Annotated in this window: 12 protein-coding genes; 6 read left to right on the top strand and 6 right to left on the bottom strand. The window is 67.1% G+C overall.

The window, feature by feature from the left end; translation table 11 throughout:
• Positions 1 to 109 precede the first annotated feature (109 nt).
• Positions 110 to 2176: a glycoside hydrolase family 97 protein gene (locus C0R07_RS12940; protein ID WP_102789094.1), complete on the bottom strand. Its 2067-nt coding sequence runs from the start codon at positions 2174 to 2176 to the stop codon at positions 110 to 112.
• A 233-nt stretch (positions 2177 to 2409) separates the two neighbouring features.
• On the opposite strand from C0R07_RS12940, the gene C0R07_RS12935 reads away from it, so the two are divergent.
• The 5 genes from C0R07_RS12935 (at position 2410) to C0R07_RS12915 (ending at position 8872) form a co-directional block, all read left to right on the top strand.
• Complete coding sequence (locus C0R07_RS12935) at positions 2410 to 4611, top strand: Six-hairpin glycosidase-like protein (RefSeq protein ID WP_102789093.1); 2202 nt, start codon at positions 2410 to 2412, stop codon at positions 4609 to 4611.
• A complete protein-coding gene (locus tag C0R07_RS12930; RefSeq protein ID WP_102789092.1) occupies positions 4608 to 6095 on the top strand; it encodes an MFS transporter in 1488 nt (495 codons plus the stop codon). Before C0R07_RS12935 ends, C0R07_RS12930 begins: the two co-directional genes overlap by 4 nt.
• Positions 6095 to 7816: an alpha-amylase family glycosyl hydrolase gene (locus C0R07_RS12925; RefSeq protein ID WP_102789091.1), complete on the top strand. Its 1722-nt coding sequence runs from the start codon at positions 6095 to 6097 to the stop codon at positions 7814 to 7816. The genes C0R07_RS12930 and C0R07_RS12925 overlap by 1 nt, the downstream gene beginning before the upstream one ends.
• 91 nt (positions 7817 to 7907) lie before the next feature.
• Positions 7908 to 8405, top strand: coding sequence for a GNAT family N-acetyltransferase (locus C0R07_RS12920; protein WP_167390374.1), 498 nt, complete (start codon positions 7908 to 7910; stop codon positions 8403 to 8405).
• Between the two features lie 71 nt (positions 8406 to 8476).
• Positions 8477 to 8872, top strand: coding sequence for an SseB family protein (locus C0R07_RS12915; RefSeq protein WP_102789089.1), 396 nt, complete (start codon positions 8477 to 8479; stop codon positions 8870 to 8872).
• Between the two features lie 9 nt (positions 8873 to 8881).
• Here C0R07_RS12915 and C0R07_RS12910 read toward each other — a convergent pair whose 3' ends face one another.
• The 4 genes from C0R07_RS12910 to C0R07_RS12895 form a co-directional block, all read right to left on the bottom strand.
• The gene (locus C0R07_RS12910) at positions 8882 to 12466 is read right to left on the bottom strand and encodes a M1 family aminopeptidase (protein ID WP_102789088.1); all 3585 of its coding nucleotides are present in this window, start codon (positions 12464 to 12466) and stop codon (positions 8882 to 8884) included.
• 13 nt (positions 12467 to 12479) lie between these two features.
• Positions 12480 to 13373: an ABC transporter ATP-binding protein gene (locus C0R07_RS12905; RefSeq protein WP_019185696.1), complete on the bottom strand. Its 894-nt coding sequence runs from the start codon at positions 13371 to 13373 to the stop codon at positions 12480 to 12482.
• 68 nt (positions 13374 to 13441) lie between these two features.
• Positions 13442 to 13858 (bottom strand): hypothetical protein, encoded by a 417-nt coding sequence (locus C0R07_RS12900; RefSeq protein ID WP_102789087.1) that lies wholly within the window; start codon positions 13856 to 13858, stop codon positions 13442 to 13444.
• Positions 13855 to 14454, bottom strand: a complete 600-nt coding sequence (locus tag C0R07_RS12895) for an RNA polymerase sigma factor (protein ID WP_102789086.1) — start codon at positions 14452 to 14454, stop codon at positions 13855 to 13857. The genes C0R07_RS12900 and C0R07_RS12895 overlap by 4 nt, the downstream gene beginning before the upstream one ends.
• Positions 14455 to 14567: 113 nt before the next feature.
• Here C0R07_RS12895 and C0R07_RS12890 point away from each other — a divergent pair, with 113 nt between their 5' ends.
• Positions 14568 to 14894 carry a hypothetical protein gene (locus tag C0R07_RS12890; protein WP_019185699.1) on the top strand — a complete coding sequence of 109 codons (327 nt, stop codon included), beginning with the start codon at positions 14568 to 14570 and terminating at the stop codon, positions 14892 to 14894.
• Between the two features lie 18 nt (positions 14895 to 14912).
• Here C0R07_RS12890 and C0R07_RS12885 read toward each other — a convergent pair whose 3' ends face one another.
• A complete protein-coding gene (locus tag C0R07_RS12885) occupies positions 14913 to 15944 on the bottom strand; it encodes a LacI family DNA-binding transcriptional regulator (RefSeq protein WP_102789085.1) in 1032 nt (343 codons plus the stop codon).
• Between the last annotated feature and the right edge of the window lie 5 nt (positions 15945 to 15949).

The raw sequence follows: 15949 nt of genomic DNA, 5'->3' as shown, positions 1-15949 counted from the left end.
CGGGTAGTGCCGGCCGCTGGCCGGCTCCTCCATCTGCCTGGCATCCCGAGGAGCCGGCCAGCGGCCCGCACTACCCGTCATGGGCCTGCGTCGAGATCTCTGATCAGGTCTACAGCGGGGTAAAGCGGATCGCCTGGCCGCCGCCCGGCGCAAGCACCAGCGTCAGCGCGTCGACGCTGGTGACCTCGCGGGTCTCGCGCACGAAGGCGAAGGGGTTGCTGCGGAAATCGGCGCCGTCCCCATCGCGATAGATTTCCGCCCGGTAACGTACGCCCGGCTCCAGGAAGCCCAGCGGGATGGGCAGCACGCGGCCATGCTCGTCGGTGATGCTGCCCAGGAACCAGTCGCGGCTGTGGCGGTCCCTGCGTACGATGGTCACGAAGTCGCCCACCTCGCCGTTGAGCACGCGGGTGTCCTCCCAGTCCACCGCCACATCTTCGATGAAGCGGAAGGCCTCACGGTGCTGCTCATAGTGCTCGGGCAGGTCGGCGGCCATCTGGATCGGGCTGTAGATCGTCACGTACAGGGCGAGCTGGCGCGCCAGCGTGCTGGGGATCGCCTGGCCGCCACGGCCCTTCAGGCTGAGGATGCCGGGGGTGTAATCCATCGGCCCGGACAGCATCCGGGTGAACACCAGGTTGACCTCGTGCTCAGGCGGATTCGGCGGCTGTCCCCAGGCGTTGTACTCCATCCCGCGTGCACCTTCGCGGGTGATCCAGTTCGGGTAGGTGCGGCGCAGGCCGGTGTCCTTGATCGGCTCGTGCGGGGTCACCGCGATATGCCGTCTGGCCGCCTCCTGCACCACTTTAAGGTGATGGCGGGCCATGAACTGGCCATCGTGCCACTCGCGCCACAGTGGCCCACCCGCCGGGTTGCGCCGATCCACCTGGCCGTCATCGCACACGTATCCGCTCTTGAACGAGTCCACGCCCAGCCGCGCGTAGAGATCCAGCGCCGCGCCGAGCTGATCCTCGTAGTGTTCGATGGCGCAGCCGGTTTCATGGTGGCCGATCAGGTGTACGCCCTTCGTCGCGCCGTAGGCCGACAGCGCCTCGATGTCGAAGTCCGCAGTGGGCCGGGTGAAATCGAACGCGTAGCCGTTGCCGACCCAGTCGCCGTTCCAGCCGGGGTTCCAGCCTTCCACCAGCACGCCGCGGAAGCCATGCCGGGCAGCGAAGTCGATCACGCGTTGGGTCTTGGCCGTGGTGGCAGCATGTCGCGGGCCGGTGGCCCAGCTTTCCTTGTCCAGATGCATCGACCACCACACACCCAGGTACTTGGAGGGCTTCACCCAGCTTACGTCACCCAGCACATTGGGTTCGTTGAGGTTGAGGATCAGGCTGGATTCGACCAGCCCGCCGGCGGTGTCGCTGATCTGCAGCGTGCGCCACGGCGTATCGAAGGGCAGGCTGCGCCGCACTTTCCAGCCTTCGGCCGAGGGTGACAGTTGCGCGCGCAGGCGCTGGCCTTCGGTGCGGCGCAGCCACATGCCAGCGTAGTCCACCAGGGCCGCCTCATGGATGGAGACATGCAGTCCATCGCGGCTGCGCAGCGTCATCGGCGTATGCGCAAGCGGCACCTGGTCCAGCGGCGTACGCTGGTAAAGATATTCGTAGTGGATCGGCTCGCCGGCCGGAATCCACCAGGCGGTGGCGGTCGGTGCGATCGCGAACTCGGTCAGCTCATCATCGATGATCGCCTCGCGCATCCCCGGCTGCTGCGGGAAGTGATAGCGAAAGCCCAAGCCGTCGTCGTAGACCCGGAACACCACATCAATGCGCCGCTTGGTGCCGCTGCGCTCGACCAGCTGCACCACCACTTCGTTGAAGTGGTTGCGGGTCAGCCGGCGCTCGCCCCAGGGCTGCTCCCAGGTTTCATCGACGCTGCGCGACTGCTGGCCGACCGCGGCAAGGTCGCGGTCCAGGCGGCCATCGCGCAATTGGAAGCCGAGCTTGGAGTTGTCTACCACCGTTTCGCCGAAACGGTCCACCCGGTAGCTGGGGGTGCCACCATCCAGTTGCAGCGACACGCGCAGCACCTTGCCGGGCGACTCGACACTGGCGACAGTGACCGGTTCCGCCAAGACGGTGGCGCTGAATGCGCAGAGGATCCAGCCCAGCAGGGGCAGGCGACGACGTGCGAAATGCTCGTTTGTTGGATGCGACAGTGACGGCATTTCCCCTCCCAAGGCGGCCGAAAACACCCCCGGACTATAGCGACGCGGTCACGATTGCCGACCGCCCTGGCCATGAATACGTATGCAGCTCGATGCAGGCTGCGGCGTGCCGTCTACCATGGGCCCAAGGCACCCTGGGAGGGGGCCGCGAGCGCATCGCCGCGAGGCGGTGCGGACCTACAACGCGAGCAAAGGGGAGGGAGGCAACTGGCGCGAGCCGGTTCGCCACTTCGATGCTGAAGATGATCTGCCTGACCGTTGCCCTCGGGGCAGCGATGGGGTCCACCGCACGCGCGGCCGACCTGGATTTCGACGGCCGCCATGCGCGCGCCGAGCCCGCCGCCGCAGGTGGCTACCTTCTGCATGCGCCGCAGGGCGAGGTGCGCATCGGCGCGCAGCCGATGCGCAGCGAGACCGGCAGCGTGCTGTTCGATGCGCTGTTCGGGTTGGCCCAGCAGGAGATGGAGGCCGACCGCGTGGAGGCGATCCGTGACCCGGCCTTCAATCACGGCAAGCCGGTTCCCTGCGCATGCTTCCAGACCGGTGAGCGCTGGCCGTATGTGTGGACGCGTGATGTCAGCTTCGCTGCCGATCTGGCGCTGTCGCGTCTGGATCCGGTACGCACACGCCAGTCGCTGCAGTTCAAGCTGTCCACCGCGCGCGATGGGCATACGCCAGGCCTGTTCGTCGCCCAGGACACCGGCTCCGGTGGCAGCTGGCCGATCAGCAGCGACCGCGTGGTGTGGTTCCTGGCCGCACGTGGGCTGCTGGATGACGCGGCCTTTGCCGACCAGGTCTGGCAGGCACTGCAGGCGACCCTGGCGCAGGATCGCGGGGCGGTGTTCGATGCACGGATCGGCCTGTATCGCGGCGAAACCTCCTTCCTGGATTGGCGCGAACAGACCTATCCGGACTGGACGCGCGAGGACGTGCGCTTCATCGGCGAGTCCTTCGCGCTCTCCACCAACGTGCTGCATTACCAGGCGCTGCGGCTGGCCGAGCAGCTGGCCCGCCAGCACGGCGATGCGCGTGCTGCCACCTACGGCCAGTGGGCGGATGCACTGGCTGGCCAGATCGATACACGCTTCTGGCGCGAGGAGGCCGGTCAGTACATGAGCTACATCGGCGAGGCGGCGCACCCGGTGCCGTACGCCAAGTACGACCTGCTCGCGCTCTCGCTGGGCGTGCTGGCCGATGTGTTCCCGGCCGACCGCGCACGGCGCGCGCTGGCGAACTACCCCGCCGTAGCCGGTGGCAGCCCGGTGGTGTGGCCGCAGGAAGCGCAGCAGCCGATCTATCACAACCGCGGCATCTGGCCCTTCGTCAGCGCGTATTCGTTGCGCGCCGCGCGCCGGCTGGACGATGCCCCGCGCATCGCCCTGGAGATCGAGTCGCTGATGCGCGGCACCGCGCTGGCCGGTTCCAACATGGAGAACTACGAGATGCGCACGCTGGCGGTGCATGTCGATGAAGGTGCCCTCAGCGGCCCGGTGGTGAATTCGCCACGCCAGCTGTGGTCGGTGGCCGGCTATCTCTCGATGGTGCTGGAAGGTGTGTTCGGCGTGGAGGACGACGGTCGTATCGCGCCGAAGCTGCCGACATCGCTGGTGCCGACGCTGTTCGGTGGGCATGACCGCATCCGCCTGGACGATGGCGAACAGCGTTACGTGCTGGTGCGACCGAAGCACCTTGCCGGCGAGCTGTTGGTGACGGGTGATATCCAGCGCGACGGCACGACCACCACAGTGCAGCTGGTGCCGTTGCATGCCACGGGCGCGACGCCATCACCGGCCATCCTGCGTCCCTCGGCGGTGTTCGCCCCGGCCACCCCAGCCACCCCGGTGCCTCGCGAAACGACGGCGGGCTGGCAGATCACGGTGCCTGCCGGGCACGTGCTGTGGCGCGACGGCCAGACGCTGGCGCCCACACGGGGTGTCGCCACGATTGCCCGGGACGGTGCCAGTCACTGCCTGAGCCTGACCCGCCGGGAGGGCGCGCTGGAATCGCTGCACAGCCCGATGACCTGCATCGGCCCGCAGCAGGTGCTGGCCGGCGACACGCACTGGCAGTGGATCGCACCGACCGCCGGCCGCTGGCGTGCACGCCTGCGCTACGACAACCCCAACGGCCCGATCAACACCGGCGTGACTGCAGCGGTGAAGACGCTGGTGCTGCAATGCGAGGGTCAGTCAGATCAGCGCCGCCCCATCGTGATGCCGCACAGCGTGGGCGAACAGGATTCGACAGCCGTAGAGTTCGAGACGACGGCAGGGGCCTGCCGCATCTCGCTGGAGGAGGGCTTCAACATGAGCGCGCTGACCCACTTCGCGCAGTACAACGGCGGCAAGGGCGGCAGCGCGGGCGTGCTCAACCAGGCGCGCGTATCCGCACTGACCCTGATGCCGGTGGCGGCCTCGACGGAGCCGCGCCGATGAGCCGTTCGCCCAAGCCGACGCTGTCGTTCTGGCAGATCTGGAACATGTGCTTCGGCTTCCTCGGCATCCAGTTCGGCTTCGCGCTGCAGAACGCCAATGCCAGCCGCATCTTCGAGACGCTCGGCGCCCCGATGGATGCGGTGCCCGGGCTGTGGATCGCCGCGCCACTGACCGGCCTGCTGGTGCAGCCGGTGATCGGCTACCTGTCCGACCGCACCTGGACGCGCTGGGGCCGCCGCCGCCCGTTCTTCATGATCGGTGCGGTACTGACCACGCTGGCCCTGCTGGTGATGCCGAATTCGCCGACGCTGTGGATCGCAGCCGGCACGCTCTGGGTGCTGGATGCTTCGATCAACGTATCGATGGAGCCGTTCCGCGCGTTCGTCGGCGATCAGCTGGCCCCGCGGCAGCGGCCGACCGGCTTTGCGATGCAGAGCTTCTTCATCGGCATCGGTGCCATCGTCGCCAGCTTCCTGCCTTTCATCCTGGCCCACTTCGGCGTGGCCAATACGGCCGCAGCGGGGCAGGTACCCGATACCGTGCGCTACGCGTTCTACTTCGGCGCGGCGGTGTTGCTGGCGGCGATCACCTGGACGGTGGTCAGCACCCGGGAGTATTCGCCTGCCGAACTGGCCCGCTTCGACGATGCCGAGCCGGCCGCGGTGCACCAGAGTGCGCGCGTGGCAGGACCGCCGCCGTGGGCGCAGATTGGCGGCTGGGTGGCGGTGGGCATCGTGCTGGCCGCCGCCATCGCGGCGCGGCAGGGTGACCGCATGCTGTATGTGCTGGCTGGCCTGTGCATCGCCTATGGCGTGCTGCTGGGTGTGGCGCGCTGTGTGCCCGGCGCGAACATGCTGGCCACCATCGTCGACGACCTGCGTGCGATGCCGCGCACCATGCGTCGCCTGGCGTGGGTGCAGTTCTTCTCGTGGTTCGCGCTGTTCGCGATGTGGATCTACACCACCGCCGCCGTCGCCGGTACGCACTTCGGCTCGACCGATACCGCCTCGGCCGCCTACAACGAGGGCGCCAACTGGGTTGGCGTGCTGTTCGGTGCCTACAACGGCTTCGCCGCACTGGCGGCCTTGCTGATCCCGTTGATGGTGCGTGCACTCGGCCTGCGCTGGAGTCACCTGGTCAACCTGTGGCTGGGCGGCCTGGGGCTGATCTCGATGCTGTTCATCCGAGATCCGCACTGGCTGCTGCTGTCCATGGTCGGCGTCGGCTTCGCCTGGGCCTCGATCCTGTCGCTGCCGTATGCGCTGCTGTCCGACAGCGTGCCGGCGGCCAAGATGGGGATCTACATGGGCCTGTTCAATTTCTTCATCGTGATCCCGCAGCTGGTCGCGGCCAGTGCGCTCGGCTTCCTGCTGCGCACGTGGCTGGGCGGTGACCCGATGCACGTGCTCGCACTTGGGGGCGGCAGCCTGCTGCTGGCCGGCCTGTGCGTGCTGTATGTGCCATCCCAACAGGAGGTTGTCTGATGTCCCGGTATTCGTCGTTGTCGCTGGCCCTGTCATTCGTACTGTCCGCCAGTCCCGCCCTGGCCGTCGAGCGCCCGGACTATGTCGGCACGCGTGAGCCGTTCGCCAGCCAGGCGGTCTACTTCGTGGTCACCGACCGCTTCGTCAATGGCGACGCGTCCAACGATCACCGCGATCAGGGCGGTGCACACCCCACCTTCGACATCCCGGTGCCGTGCCCGGACAAGGTGGACGGCAACATCGGCTATCTCGGCGGTGACTTCAAGGGTGTGCTCGAAAACGCCGCGTACATCCGCAATCTGGGCTTCGGCGCGGTGTGGATCACCCCGATCATCGACAACCCGGACCAGGCCTTCACCGGCAGCAAGCCGATCAGCTGCACCAGCACGCTGACCGACCGCGGCAAGACCGGCTACCACGGCTACTGGGGCGTCAACTTCTACACGCTCGACGAACATCTGCCGAGCAAGGACCTGGACTTCGCCGATTTCACCCGTGGCCTGCACGCGGCCGATCTGAAGGTGGTGCTGGATATCGTGGGCAACCATGGCTCGCCCGCGTGGACGATGCCGGTGGCGCAGCCGCAGTTCGGGCAGATCTTCGACAAGGACGGCCGGCTGATCGCCGACCATCAGAACCTCCCGCCGCCGCAGCTGGACCCGGTCCACAACCCATTGCACGCGTTCTACAACAACATCGGCCCGGTGGACGGGAAGAGCGGCTCGATCTTCGATGGCAACCTGGCCGAACTCTCCGATTTCAACGAGCACAATCCGGCGGTGATGGACTACCTGGTCGGCGCGTACCTGCAGTGGACCGCGCAGGGCGTGGATGCGTTGCGCATCGACACCATCGGCTGGCTGCCACACCCGTGGTGGCATGCCTTCGTCAACCGCATCCGCGCGGAGCATCCGGGCATGTTCATGTTCGGCGAAGCGTTCGACTACGACGCCCGCAAGATCGCCGAGCACACCTGGCCGGCCAACGCGAACGTTTCCGTGCTCGACTTCCCGCTGCGCGGCGCCTTGTCGTCGGTCTTTGGCAGGGAGCAGAAAGGCTTTGAGGCCCTGGCCGAGCCGCTGCACCTGCTGGATGGGCCGTATGCCAATCCGTACGAGCTGATGAGTTTCTACGATAATCACGACATGGCGCGGCTGGATGCCAGCGATGCCGGGTTCATCGACGCCCACAACTGGCTGTTCACCGCGCGCGGCATTCCGGTGATCTACTACGGCTCGGAAACCGGCTTCATGCGCAGCCGCGCCGAGCATGCCGGCAACCGTGCCTACTTCGGCCAGAAACGCGTCGATGAGGCGCCGAAGAGCCCGATCTTTGCGCCGTTGCAGCGCATCGCCAAGCTGCGCGAGGCCACCCCCGCCCTGCAGCGCGGCCTGCAGGTCAACGAGCGCCTGCACGGCGATGAAGCGGTGTTCTTCCGTGTGCTGCAGCAGGGCGATACCGCACAGACTGCACTGGTGCTGCTCAACAAGGGTGACACGGCGCGCACCTTCGAGGTCAGCCGCTACCTGCAGGCCGGGACCTGGCGCGACGCGCTGGGCGGTGCCAGCCAGACGGTGAAGGGATCGCTGACCGCCGAGGTACCTGCACACGGCGTGCGCGTGTTCGTGCTGGATGCACAGGTCGACCAGACGGCGCTGCAGCAGCAGTTGAAGGCAGCGGTCGACGACCAGCGTGCGCGCACGAAGCGCCTGGCGAAGTAGCCGGGCGATGCCCGGTCTGCCGTTCGCGGTGGGCCGGGCCTTACAATCGGGCTCGCGACCGCGCAGTGCGGTCCTCCCGAGTAAGCTGTCCATGTCACGCCTGTCCCTGCGCCACGCAACGTCCGGCGACGCCGAGCGCCTGTTCCATCTGATGCAGTTCTACTACTTCGAGGCCTCGGCCTGGAGCGGGGAAGAGGTACGTCCCGACGGCCTGTTCGACTGTGGCCGGCGCGACGTCGAGGCCTCGCTGCGCGATGACCCGCAGTGGGCACGGCTGCTGTTCGTCGACGAAGCACTCGCCGGCTTCGTGCTGGTGGACCGGGTGGAACGGGACGGCCACCACTATCCCGAACTGGCCGACCTCTTCGTGCTCCCCAAGTACCGGCGGCAAGGCCTGGCCGCTTATGTGGTCAGCACACTGCTGCGCCCCGGCGAGGGGCAATGGCTGCTCGCGGTGTTCCGCGGCGATCTGGCGGCGCATGCCTACTGGCTGCGGACCCTGCCGCGGCTCGGTCTCCTGCATGTCGCGCTGACCGAGGAGGACCCGACGTTCCACCTCTACCTCGTCGGCGATCCGGCCAGCCCGTAGTGCCGGCCGCTGGCCGGCTCCTGGCACCCCCGGCGGTACACTAGCGAACCCCACCCATACCCCTGCATTCCATGACCGACGCTGCTGCCCCCCAGACCCCGATCGAAACGCTGCTCAAGACGGCAATGGACGGCCAGCTGCCGATCGGCCTGTTCATGAAGGCCTTCGTGGCGTCCGAGGTGGTGCTGCTCACCGGCAGCCTGGTGACACCGGACGGCAGCGGTTTCGATCCGCTGCTGTTCGACAAGCAGGGCGTGCTGCACGTGTCGGTGTTCACCGATATGAGCCGGGTCGGTTTCCACAGCCAGCAGGCCCCGCACACCCTCCGCATGCTGATGCTGGACGTGCTCAAGCGCGTTCCCGGCGGCTACGGCGTGGTGATCAACCCCGGCACGCCGCTGGGGTTTGAGATCTCGCCATCGGGCGTCGGCGAAATCCTGAAGGACTTCGCCGACGGCCCGCGCTGACGCTGCGTTCTACTGCAGCGTCACCTTGCGCCGGTTGTCCGAGGAGACCCGATCGATCAGTTTGTTGTAGGGATCGAAGCCCGCTTCATCCGGCTTGCCGTCCACCGTCACGGTGATCGACGGGTTGGCCTCGGTGACGTGGTGGCGCTGCAGGTACAGCACCTTCTGGTCGCGCTCCTTGCCCGAGGGGGCGTTGGCAAACACGCCGAGCTCGATCCAGTCGTCCATGGCGCCAGCGGTCTCCTTGCCGTCACCGTCGGCATAGCGCTTTTCGGCATGCAGCTTCAGCGTGACGTCGTACTTGCCGTCCGCCCGCTTGCGCGCGGTCGCGGCCAGCACGCGGTTGTCGTAGAAGCTGATCTTCTCGAACAGATCGGTCACCAGTTGCTGGCGGTCGGCCGGCGTCTCCGCCCGGATGTAGCCCAGCAGTTCGGTCGAGGTGGTGTAGGGCGGTTGCTGGAAGCCCTTGTCCTGCAGGAAACGCTTGAGCGCACGGTTGAGTGCGGCCTCGCCGATCTCTTCGCGCAGGCGGTAGAACGCCAGTGAGCCCTTTTCGTAGTGGATGTACTGCTGGTTCTCCACCCGTGCCAACGGCAGCTCCTCGATACCCTCGCTGCCACGCCCGGACAGGTAGCCATCCAGTTCCGTCTTCAGGAACTGACGCATCTGCTGCCGCCCGTACTCCTTCTCCATCACCATCAGCGCCGAGTACTGGGACAGCGATTCGGACAACATCGTCGCGCCCTGTACGTTGGCACCGATCACCTGGTGCGCCCACCACTGGTGCGCGACCTCGTGGGCGGTCACGTAGAACACGTAGTCCACCTTGTCACGGTTGCGCAGGTCGGCGATGAAGCCGATCGATTCGGAGTAGGGGATGGTGTTGGCGAACGACTGGGCGAAACGCGCGTAGCCCGGGAACTCGATGATGCGCACCTGCCGGTGCTGGTACGGCGTGAAGTTGGCTTCGTAATACGCCAGCGACTTCTCCACGGCTTCGATCATGCGGTCCACGTTGTAGCCGTGGCGCGCATCGTAGTACACCTCGATCGGCACGCCCTGGTACGTCGCCCGCTTCACTTCCCAGCGGGCCGACAGGTAGGCATAGAAGTTCAGCATCGGCCGGTCCATGGCGTAGCTGAAGCAGCGCCGCCCGTTGATGGTCGCTTCGTGCTGCAGGTAGCCCGGCGCCAGCGCGATCTGGTCCGGCGCGGTGCAGATGGTGCTGCGGAAGGCCAGCCAGTCGGCATCGTCGGTCACGTAATTGTTCGCGCGGGCGGCCTGGTCCTCCAGCTTGGGCATGCGGCTCGGTTCGCCGAGGCCGCGCTTGCGGCGTTCGTTGCGGTCGGTGATCTGCACGCCCTGGTCGTACCCGAACGAGGGCAGCAGCCGGCTGTTGAAGAAACTGCCGTTCTCCACCAGGTCGGTGGGCGCCTGATCGGAGGTGATGCCGGTCGGATGCTGGTTGACGCGGAAGTGGATGCGGCGTTCCTCCCCTGGCTGCAGCGGGGCGGTCAGCTGGTAGATGCGATAGCCCAGGTCGGCGTCATGCATCGCCAGCGTCTGGCCGCCCAGGTCGACCGCGGTCAGCTGCTTGTCGTCGTTCATCGCCACGTGCAGCTGCGCGATGGGGGTGGTGTGGGTGTTGCGCACCGTCCAGTACGCATCGATCACCACCGACTGGGTTTCCGGGTGCAGGTCGATCCGGTTGTCCACCGCGACGATGCGCGGCTGCGGCAGGTCGCGGTAGCGCGACAGTTCACGCTCGTAGCGGGCCTGCAGGTCCAGCTGCTGGTCCGGTGAGAGGAATTCGTTGCGGATGTTGGTGCTCCAGTACAGCCAGCCGCCCAGCCCGATGAAGGCCAGCGTTGCGACGGCGGCGCCCAGCCCGGCCGGGCCGCGCAGGCGACGGCCCGCCAGCACCAGGCGCTGGCGCAGGCTGGTGCCGACACCACGGACCCAGAACGCCGAGGCGACACACAGCAGCGCCAGCAGGAACAGCGCCCAGTAGCCCTGGAAAGCCAGTTGCCCCGGCAGGAAATGGCCGTAGCCGTTCATGTCCGAGTACGGCGCGATCGGCCAGCTGCCGAAGTTGTACAGGTTCTGGGTGTAGTCGAGCATGCCCAGCACCGCCTGGCCGATCATCACCACGATCAGCAGCGCGTAGCCGATGAACTTGTTGTTGGTCAGCACCTGCAGCACCAGCGCCAGGCCGCCCATCAACAGGTAGACGGCCGAGTCCAGTGCCAGGGTCTTGAGATACACCAGTGGCTCGATCTGCGTGTAGCCCTTGCTCAGCTGCACCGCGATCGCGGCCAGCGCACCGATCGCCTGGAAGCAGGCGATCACCGCCACCAGCGTGGCGAACTTGGCCAGCAGCGGGACCCAGTTGGGGACGGGCATCGCATCGGTGACTTCATTGATCCGGGCCGCGCGCTCTTTCCAGACCAGTTCGCCGGCGAAGAACAGCACGATGATGATCAGCAGCCAGCTGTAGGCGCCCTGCAGGGCGGTCAGCATCTCCGAGGTGACCGGCCAGATTGGCGTGCCGTACAGGGTCTGGCGGAACAGCGCGCCGGGCAGGAAGTTGCACAGCCCCAGTACCAGCAGCACCAGGAACGGCACGCTGCGCAGCACGCCGCTGGTGTCGAAGCGGACCTGGTGCAGGAACTGCCTCCAGGCGGTGCCGGCGCCGTGGCCCGGCACCACGCGGGGCACTACGACCTGGCTCGGCCGCTGTGCGGGCGCGGTCGTCACGAGGGCGGTCCTGCGTCCCCAGCGACGTCCGGCGCTGCCGCTGCGTTCGGTGCGGAACAAGGCGAACGTGGCGGCGTACAGTACGGCCGCCACGCCCAGCCACAGCGCGCGGTTGGCCAGCAGCTGACCGGCCACGGCGGGCAGGCCGCTGTTGCGCTCGGCCACCGACCAGTAGCGGATGGTCCGTGACAGCGCGCGCAGGCCGAGCGGCTCGCTCAACACGGCCACCCAGGTGTTGTCGATGTCGCTGAGCAGGGCGGCGCTGACGCCGTACAGCACGAAGTAACCGATCACGCCGATGTAGACCCACAGGATCGAGCGCGTGGTGGCCGCGAGCAACGCCAGCAGCGCCGTGGTGAAGACCAGGTTCGGGATCACGATCACCCCGAAGGCCCACACGTAGCTGTACAGCGAGACCGGGCCCATGCGGGCCGGATCCACCCAGGGCATGAACGGCCCCAGCGCCAGGCCCAGGGCGATGATCATGTAGACCAGCAGCCCGCTGACCAGGGCCGCACCGATGCGCCCTGCCAGATAGTCGCGGCGTTTGATCGGGCTGGCGAAGATCAGCTCGGCGGTGCCCAGGTCGAAGTCGCGCAGCAACGCGTTGCTGACGAACAGCGTGGACACCAGCATGCCGAGCAGGGTGAAGATGCCCAGCATCGAGGCGATCACGGTTGGCGCATTGCTGTGCACATTGCCGGCGCCGCCGCCGATCTGTACGGCGTCGGAGGAGGCCGCACCGAAGGCCATCAGCGCGAACAGGCCCGCCAGCAGCCACAGCAGCGGGGAACGGAGCTGCTCGCGCAGCTCGAAGCGGAAGAAGGCAGCGATCATCGGCGGGCTCCGGTCAGGCGGCCCGCGACTGCAGGCGCAGTCGCTGGAAATAGACGTCTTCCAGATCGGGAGCAACGGCGGCGAAGCCGTCGCCGGGGTCGGTCGCGCTGTGCACGTGGATCACCGGCCGGCCACCGACCAGGCGGGTGGACAGCACCACATGGTTGGCTTCGTAGGCGGGCAGTTCGGCAACGTCCACCTGCTTGCGCCAGACCTGGTGCTGCAGCGCGTCGATCGCATCGCTGGGCTTGCCGGTCAGCAGCACCTGCCCCTTGTTCATGATGGCCATGCTCGGGCACAGGTCGGTGACATCCTCGACGATGTGCGTGGACAGGATCACCGCTACGTTCTCGCCGATCGCGGCAAGCAGGTTGAGGAAGCGGTTTCGCTCTTCCGGGTCGAGCCCGGCGGTAGGTTCATCGACGATCACCAGGCGTGGGTCGCCGAGCAGCGCCTGCGCGATGCCGAAGCGCTGGCGCATGCCGCCGGAGTACGTGCCCAGCTTGCGCTTGCGCGCGTCCCACAGATTGACCTGCTGCAGCAGGGCATCCACCACCTCGCGGCGCTGGCCCTTGTGGGTGAGGCCTTTGAGCACCGCGAAATGCTCAAGCAGATCCAGTGCACTGACCTTGGGATACACGCCGAAGTCCTGCGGTAGATACCCCAGCCGCCGGCGCACCGCATCCTTGTCACGCAGCACATCAATGCTCGCCTCGCCCGGAATCGACAACGTGGCGGTGCCGCTGTCCGCTTCCTGCAGCGTGGCCAGGGTGCGCATCAGCGAGGACTTGCCGGCGCCGTTCGGGCCGAGCAGCCCGAACATGCCGCGGGGAATATCGAGGGTGACACCGGCAAGGGCGTGGACCCCATTGGCGTACGTCTTGGACAGCGCGCGGATCTCAAGCATGCGGACAGCTTCCCATGGGCGATGGATCGGTTATCCGCCCTATTCAGATAGCCTGCATCCGCCGTAAGTCATGGGTGCTTCCGGCCGGACGCCCGCCAACGAGCCGCCAGCCACGACAGCGCCACGCAGGCTGCGCCAGCCAGCAGCCACCCGGTCGCCGCGCTGCCCGCGGCGTGCTCGATCGCGCGCCACCATGCCGGGCCGAACAGCGAAACCAACGCCAGCACCGCGACCGCCAGCACCGCCAGCAGGGCCCGGGAGACCCAGCGTTCGATCCCGGCGTCATGCCGGGCGATGTGCACGGCGACATCGCGGGCGAAGCGCATCGGCGGCCCGCTCTGCGGCGCAGAGGCGATCGCCTGGGCAATACGCAGGTAATCGGTGGCGTCCGGTCCAGCGCGTTGGCCGCTCAGCGCCGCGCGCAGCCCGCGTTCCTGGGCCTGCCATTCGTCGGGGTCGATCCGGAAATCGTCTGCGCTGCTCATGCGGGCACTCCAATGCGGGATTCGAGCAGTTCGCGCAGCCGCTTGCGGCTGCGGAACAGGTGGCTCTTGATGGTGCCTTCGGCCAGGTCGGTAAGGGTGGCGATCTCGGCGATGGAGATCTCTTCCAGATGATAGAGCGTGAGCAGGGTGCGCTGCAGCGGGGGCAGGGCGTCGATGGCCGCATGCAGGTGGGCGTTGATGTCCTGCTCGCTGGTCAGGGCTTCCAGATCGATGCCATCGCCGACCCGATCGATCAAGGCGGTGCCGTCGTCGCTTACGGTGTTCTCCACCAGTGGGATGCGTCGCCGTTCCAGGTGCCGCTTGGCGATCGAATAGGCAACCTGCGCGACCCAGGATTTCAGTGCGCTCTCGCCGCGGTATTGATGCAACGTCTGATGGATGCGCAGGAAGGCTTCCTGACACAGCTCACGGGTGTCGTCGGGGTGGCGGACCATGCGATCGACCACGCGCCAGCAAAGGCCTTGATACTCCCGCACCAGCTGCTCGAACGCCCCGGGCTTGCGCGACAGAATGGCGTCGACCAGTTTCCGGTCGGCATCGAGACCGTCGGCAGGAGGGGGCTGCGATGTGCGCATGTTCCATAGAGATACGTCGAGTGCCTCTCCGGTTGCAACCGTGTTCCGTGCAACCGATCCCGCGCTGGCCGTATCTCAGTGGACAAGCCCCTCCTCAACGGAACGAACGCACCATGGATTACAACCTGATTCTGCCCGTCGTCCTGATCCTCGGCATCGTGTATGCCATCAAGAGCGTGGTCGATGGCCACACGCGCCGCCGTATCGTCGAAGCCCGCGGCTCGGAAGAGCTGGTGCGTTCGCTGCTGGCCGGCGATACCACCAAGCGCCGGCTGGCCGCGCTGCATTGGGGCTGCGTGATGTTGACCCTGGCCCTGGCCTTCGGGCTGGTCGATCTGCTCGGCATCGACCGGGTCACGCCGGGTGCGATCGCGCTGCTGCTCGGGGCGACCGGTCTGGGCAACGTGGTGTACTTCGTGCTGGATCGCCGCTTGAAATAAGCCAACAGCGGTGGACGGTCAGCGGCGCAGCGAGGATTCCCGCAGCACCTGCTTCACCGCGATGCTCTGGCCTTCCACCGGCTGGCCGTCGATCAGCGCCAACAGCTTCTCCACCAGCAGGTGCCCGGCCTGCTTGGTGTCCTGCTGCACCGTGGACAGCGGCGGGGACACCGAGGCGGCCAGCGGGATGTCATCGAAGCCGGTGACCGCCACGTCCTCAGGCACGCGCAGGCCATGCTCGCGCAGGGCGCGCATCGCACCGATCGCGATCAGGTCGCTGGCCGCGCACAGCCCATCGATACGCTCACCGCGTGCCAGCAGCGCCTGGCAGGCATCGAAGCCGGACTGCTCGGTGGTGATCGCATCGTGTTGCAGCGAGGGCTCGGCGGTGAGGCCTCGCGCCCGCATTGCGTCGACGTGGCCGCGATAGCGCTGCTCGAACTCGGGATAGTGGCTGGAAGCGTGGCCGACGAACGCGATCCGGCGGCAGCCCTGGTCGAGCAGGTGGGCGGTGATGTCGAAACCGCCCTGGAAGTTGTCGCTGCCGATCGAGACACCGGGCTGGTCGGGCAGGGAAGCGCCCCAGCGCACGAAGTGGGTGCCTTGCTCGACCAGCCGCTGCAGGCGCTCGCGCGACTCGTGGTAGTCGCCATAGCCGAGCAGGATGATGCCGTCGGCCTTGTTGCTGTCCTCGTAATCGGCCTGCCAGTCAGTGGACAGCTGCTGGAAGGAGACCAGCAGGTCATAACCGCGCAGCGCGCAGGCCCGCGTGATCGAGCCGAGCATCGCGTGGAAGAACGGGTTGATCAGCGAATCGTCATTGGTCGGGTCCTCGAAGAACAGCAGGGCCAGTGTGCCGGCATTGCGCAGGCGCAGGCTGGAGGCGTTCTTGTCGACCTTGTAGTTCAGCTCCCGGGCGATGGCCAGGATCCGCTGCCGAGTTTCGGCGTTGACCATCGGGCTGCCGCGCAGCGCCCGCGACACCGTGGGCTGGGAGACGCCGGCCAGGTGGGCAATATCGAGGGAGGTGGCTTTACCGCGGATGGTCATTTCAG

Source organism: Stenotrophomonas bentonitica (assembly GCF_002887735.1).
Taxonomy (GTDB): domain Bacteria; phylum Pseudomonadota; class Gammaproteobacteria; order Xanthomonadales; family Xanthomonadaceae; genus Stenotrophomonas; species Stenotrophomonas bentonitica_A.
The sequence above is the reverse complement of the archived record's forward strand: the minus strand, read 5'-3'. Positions and strand labels throughout refer to the sequence as shown.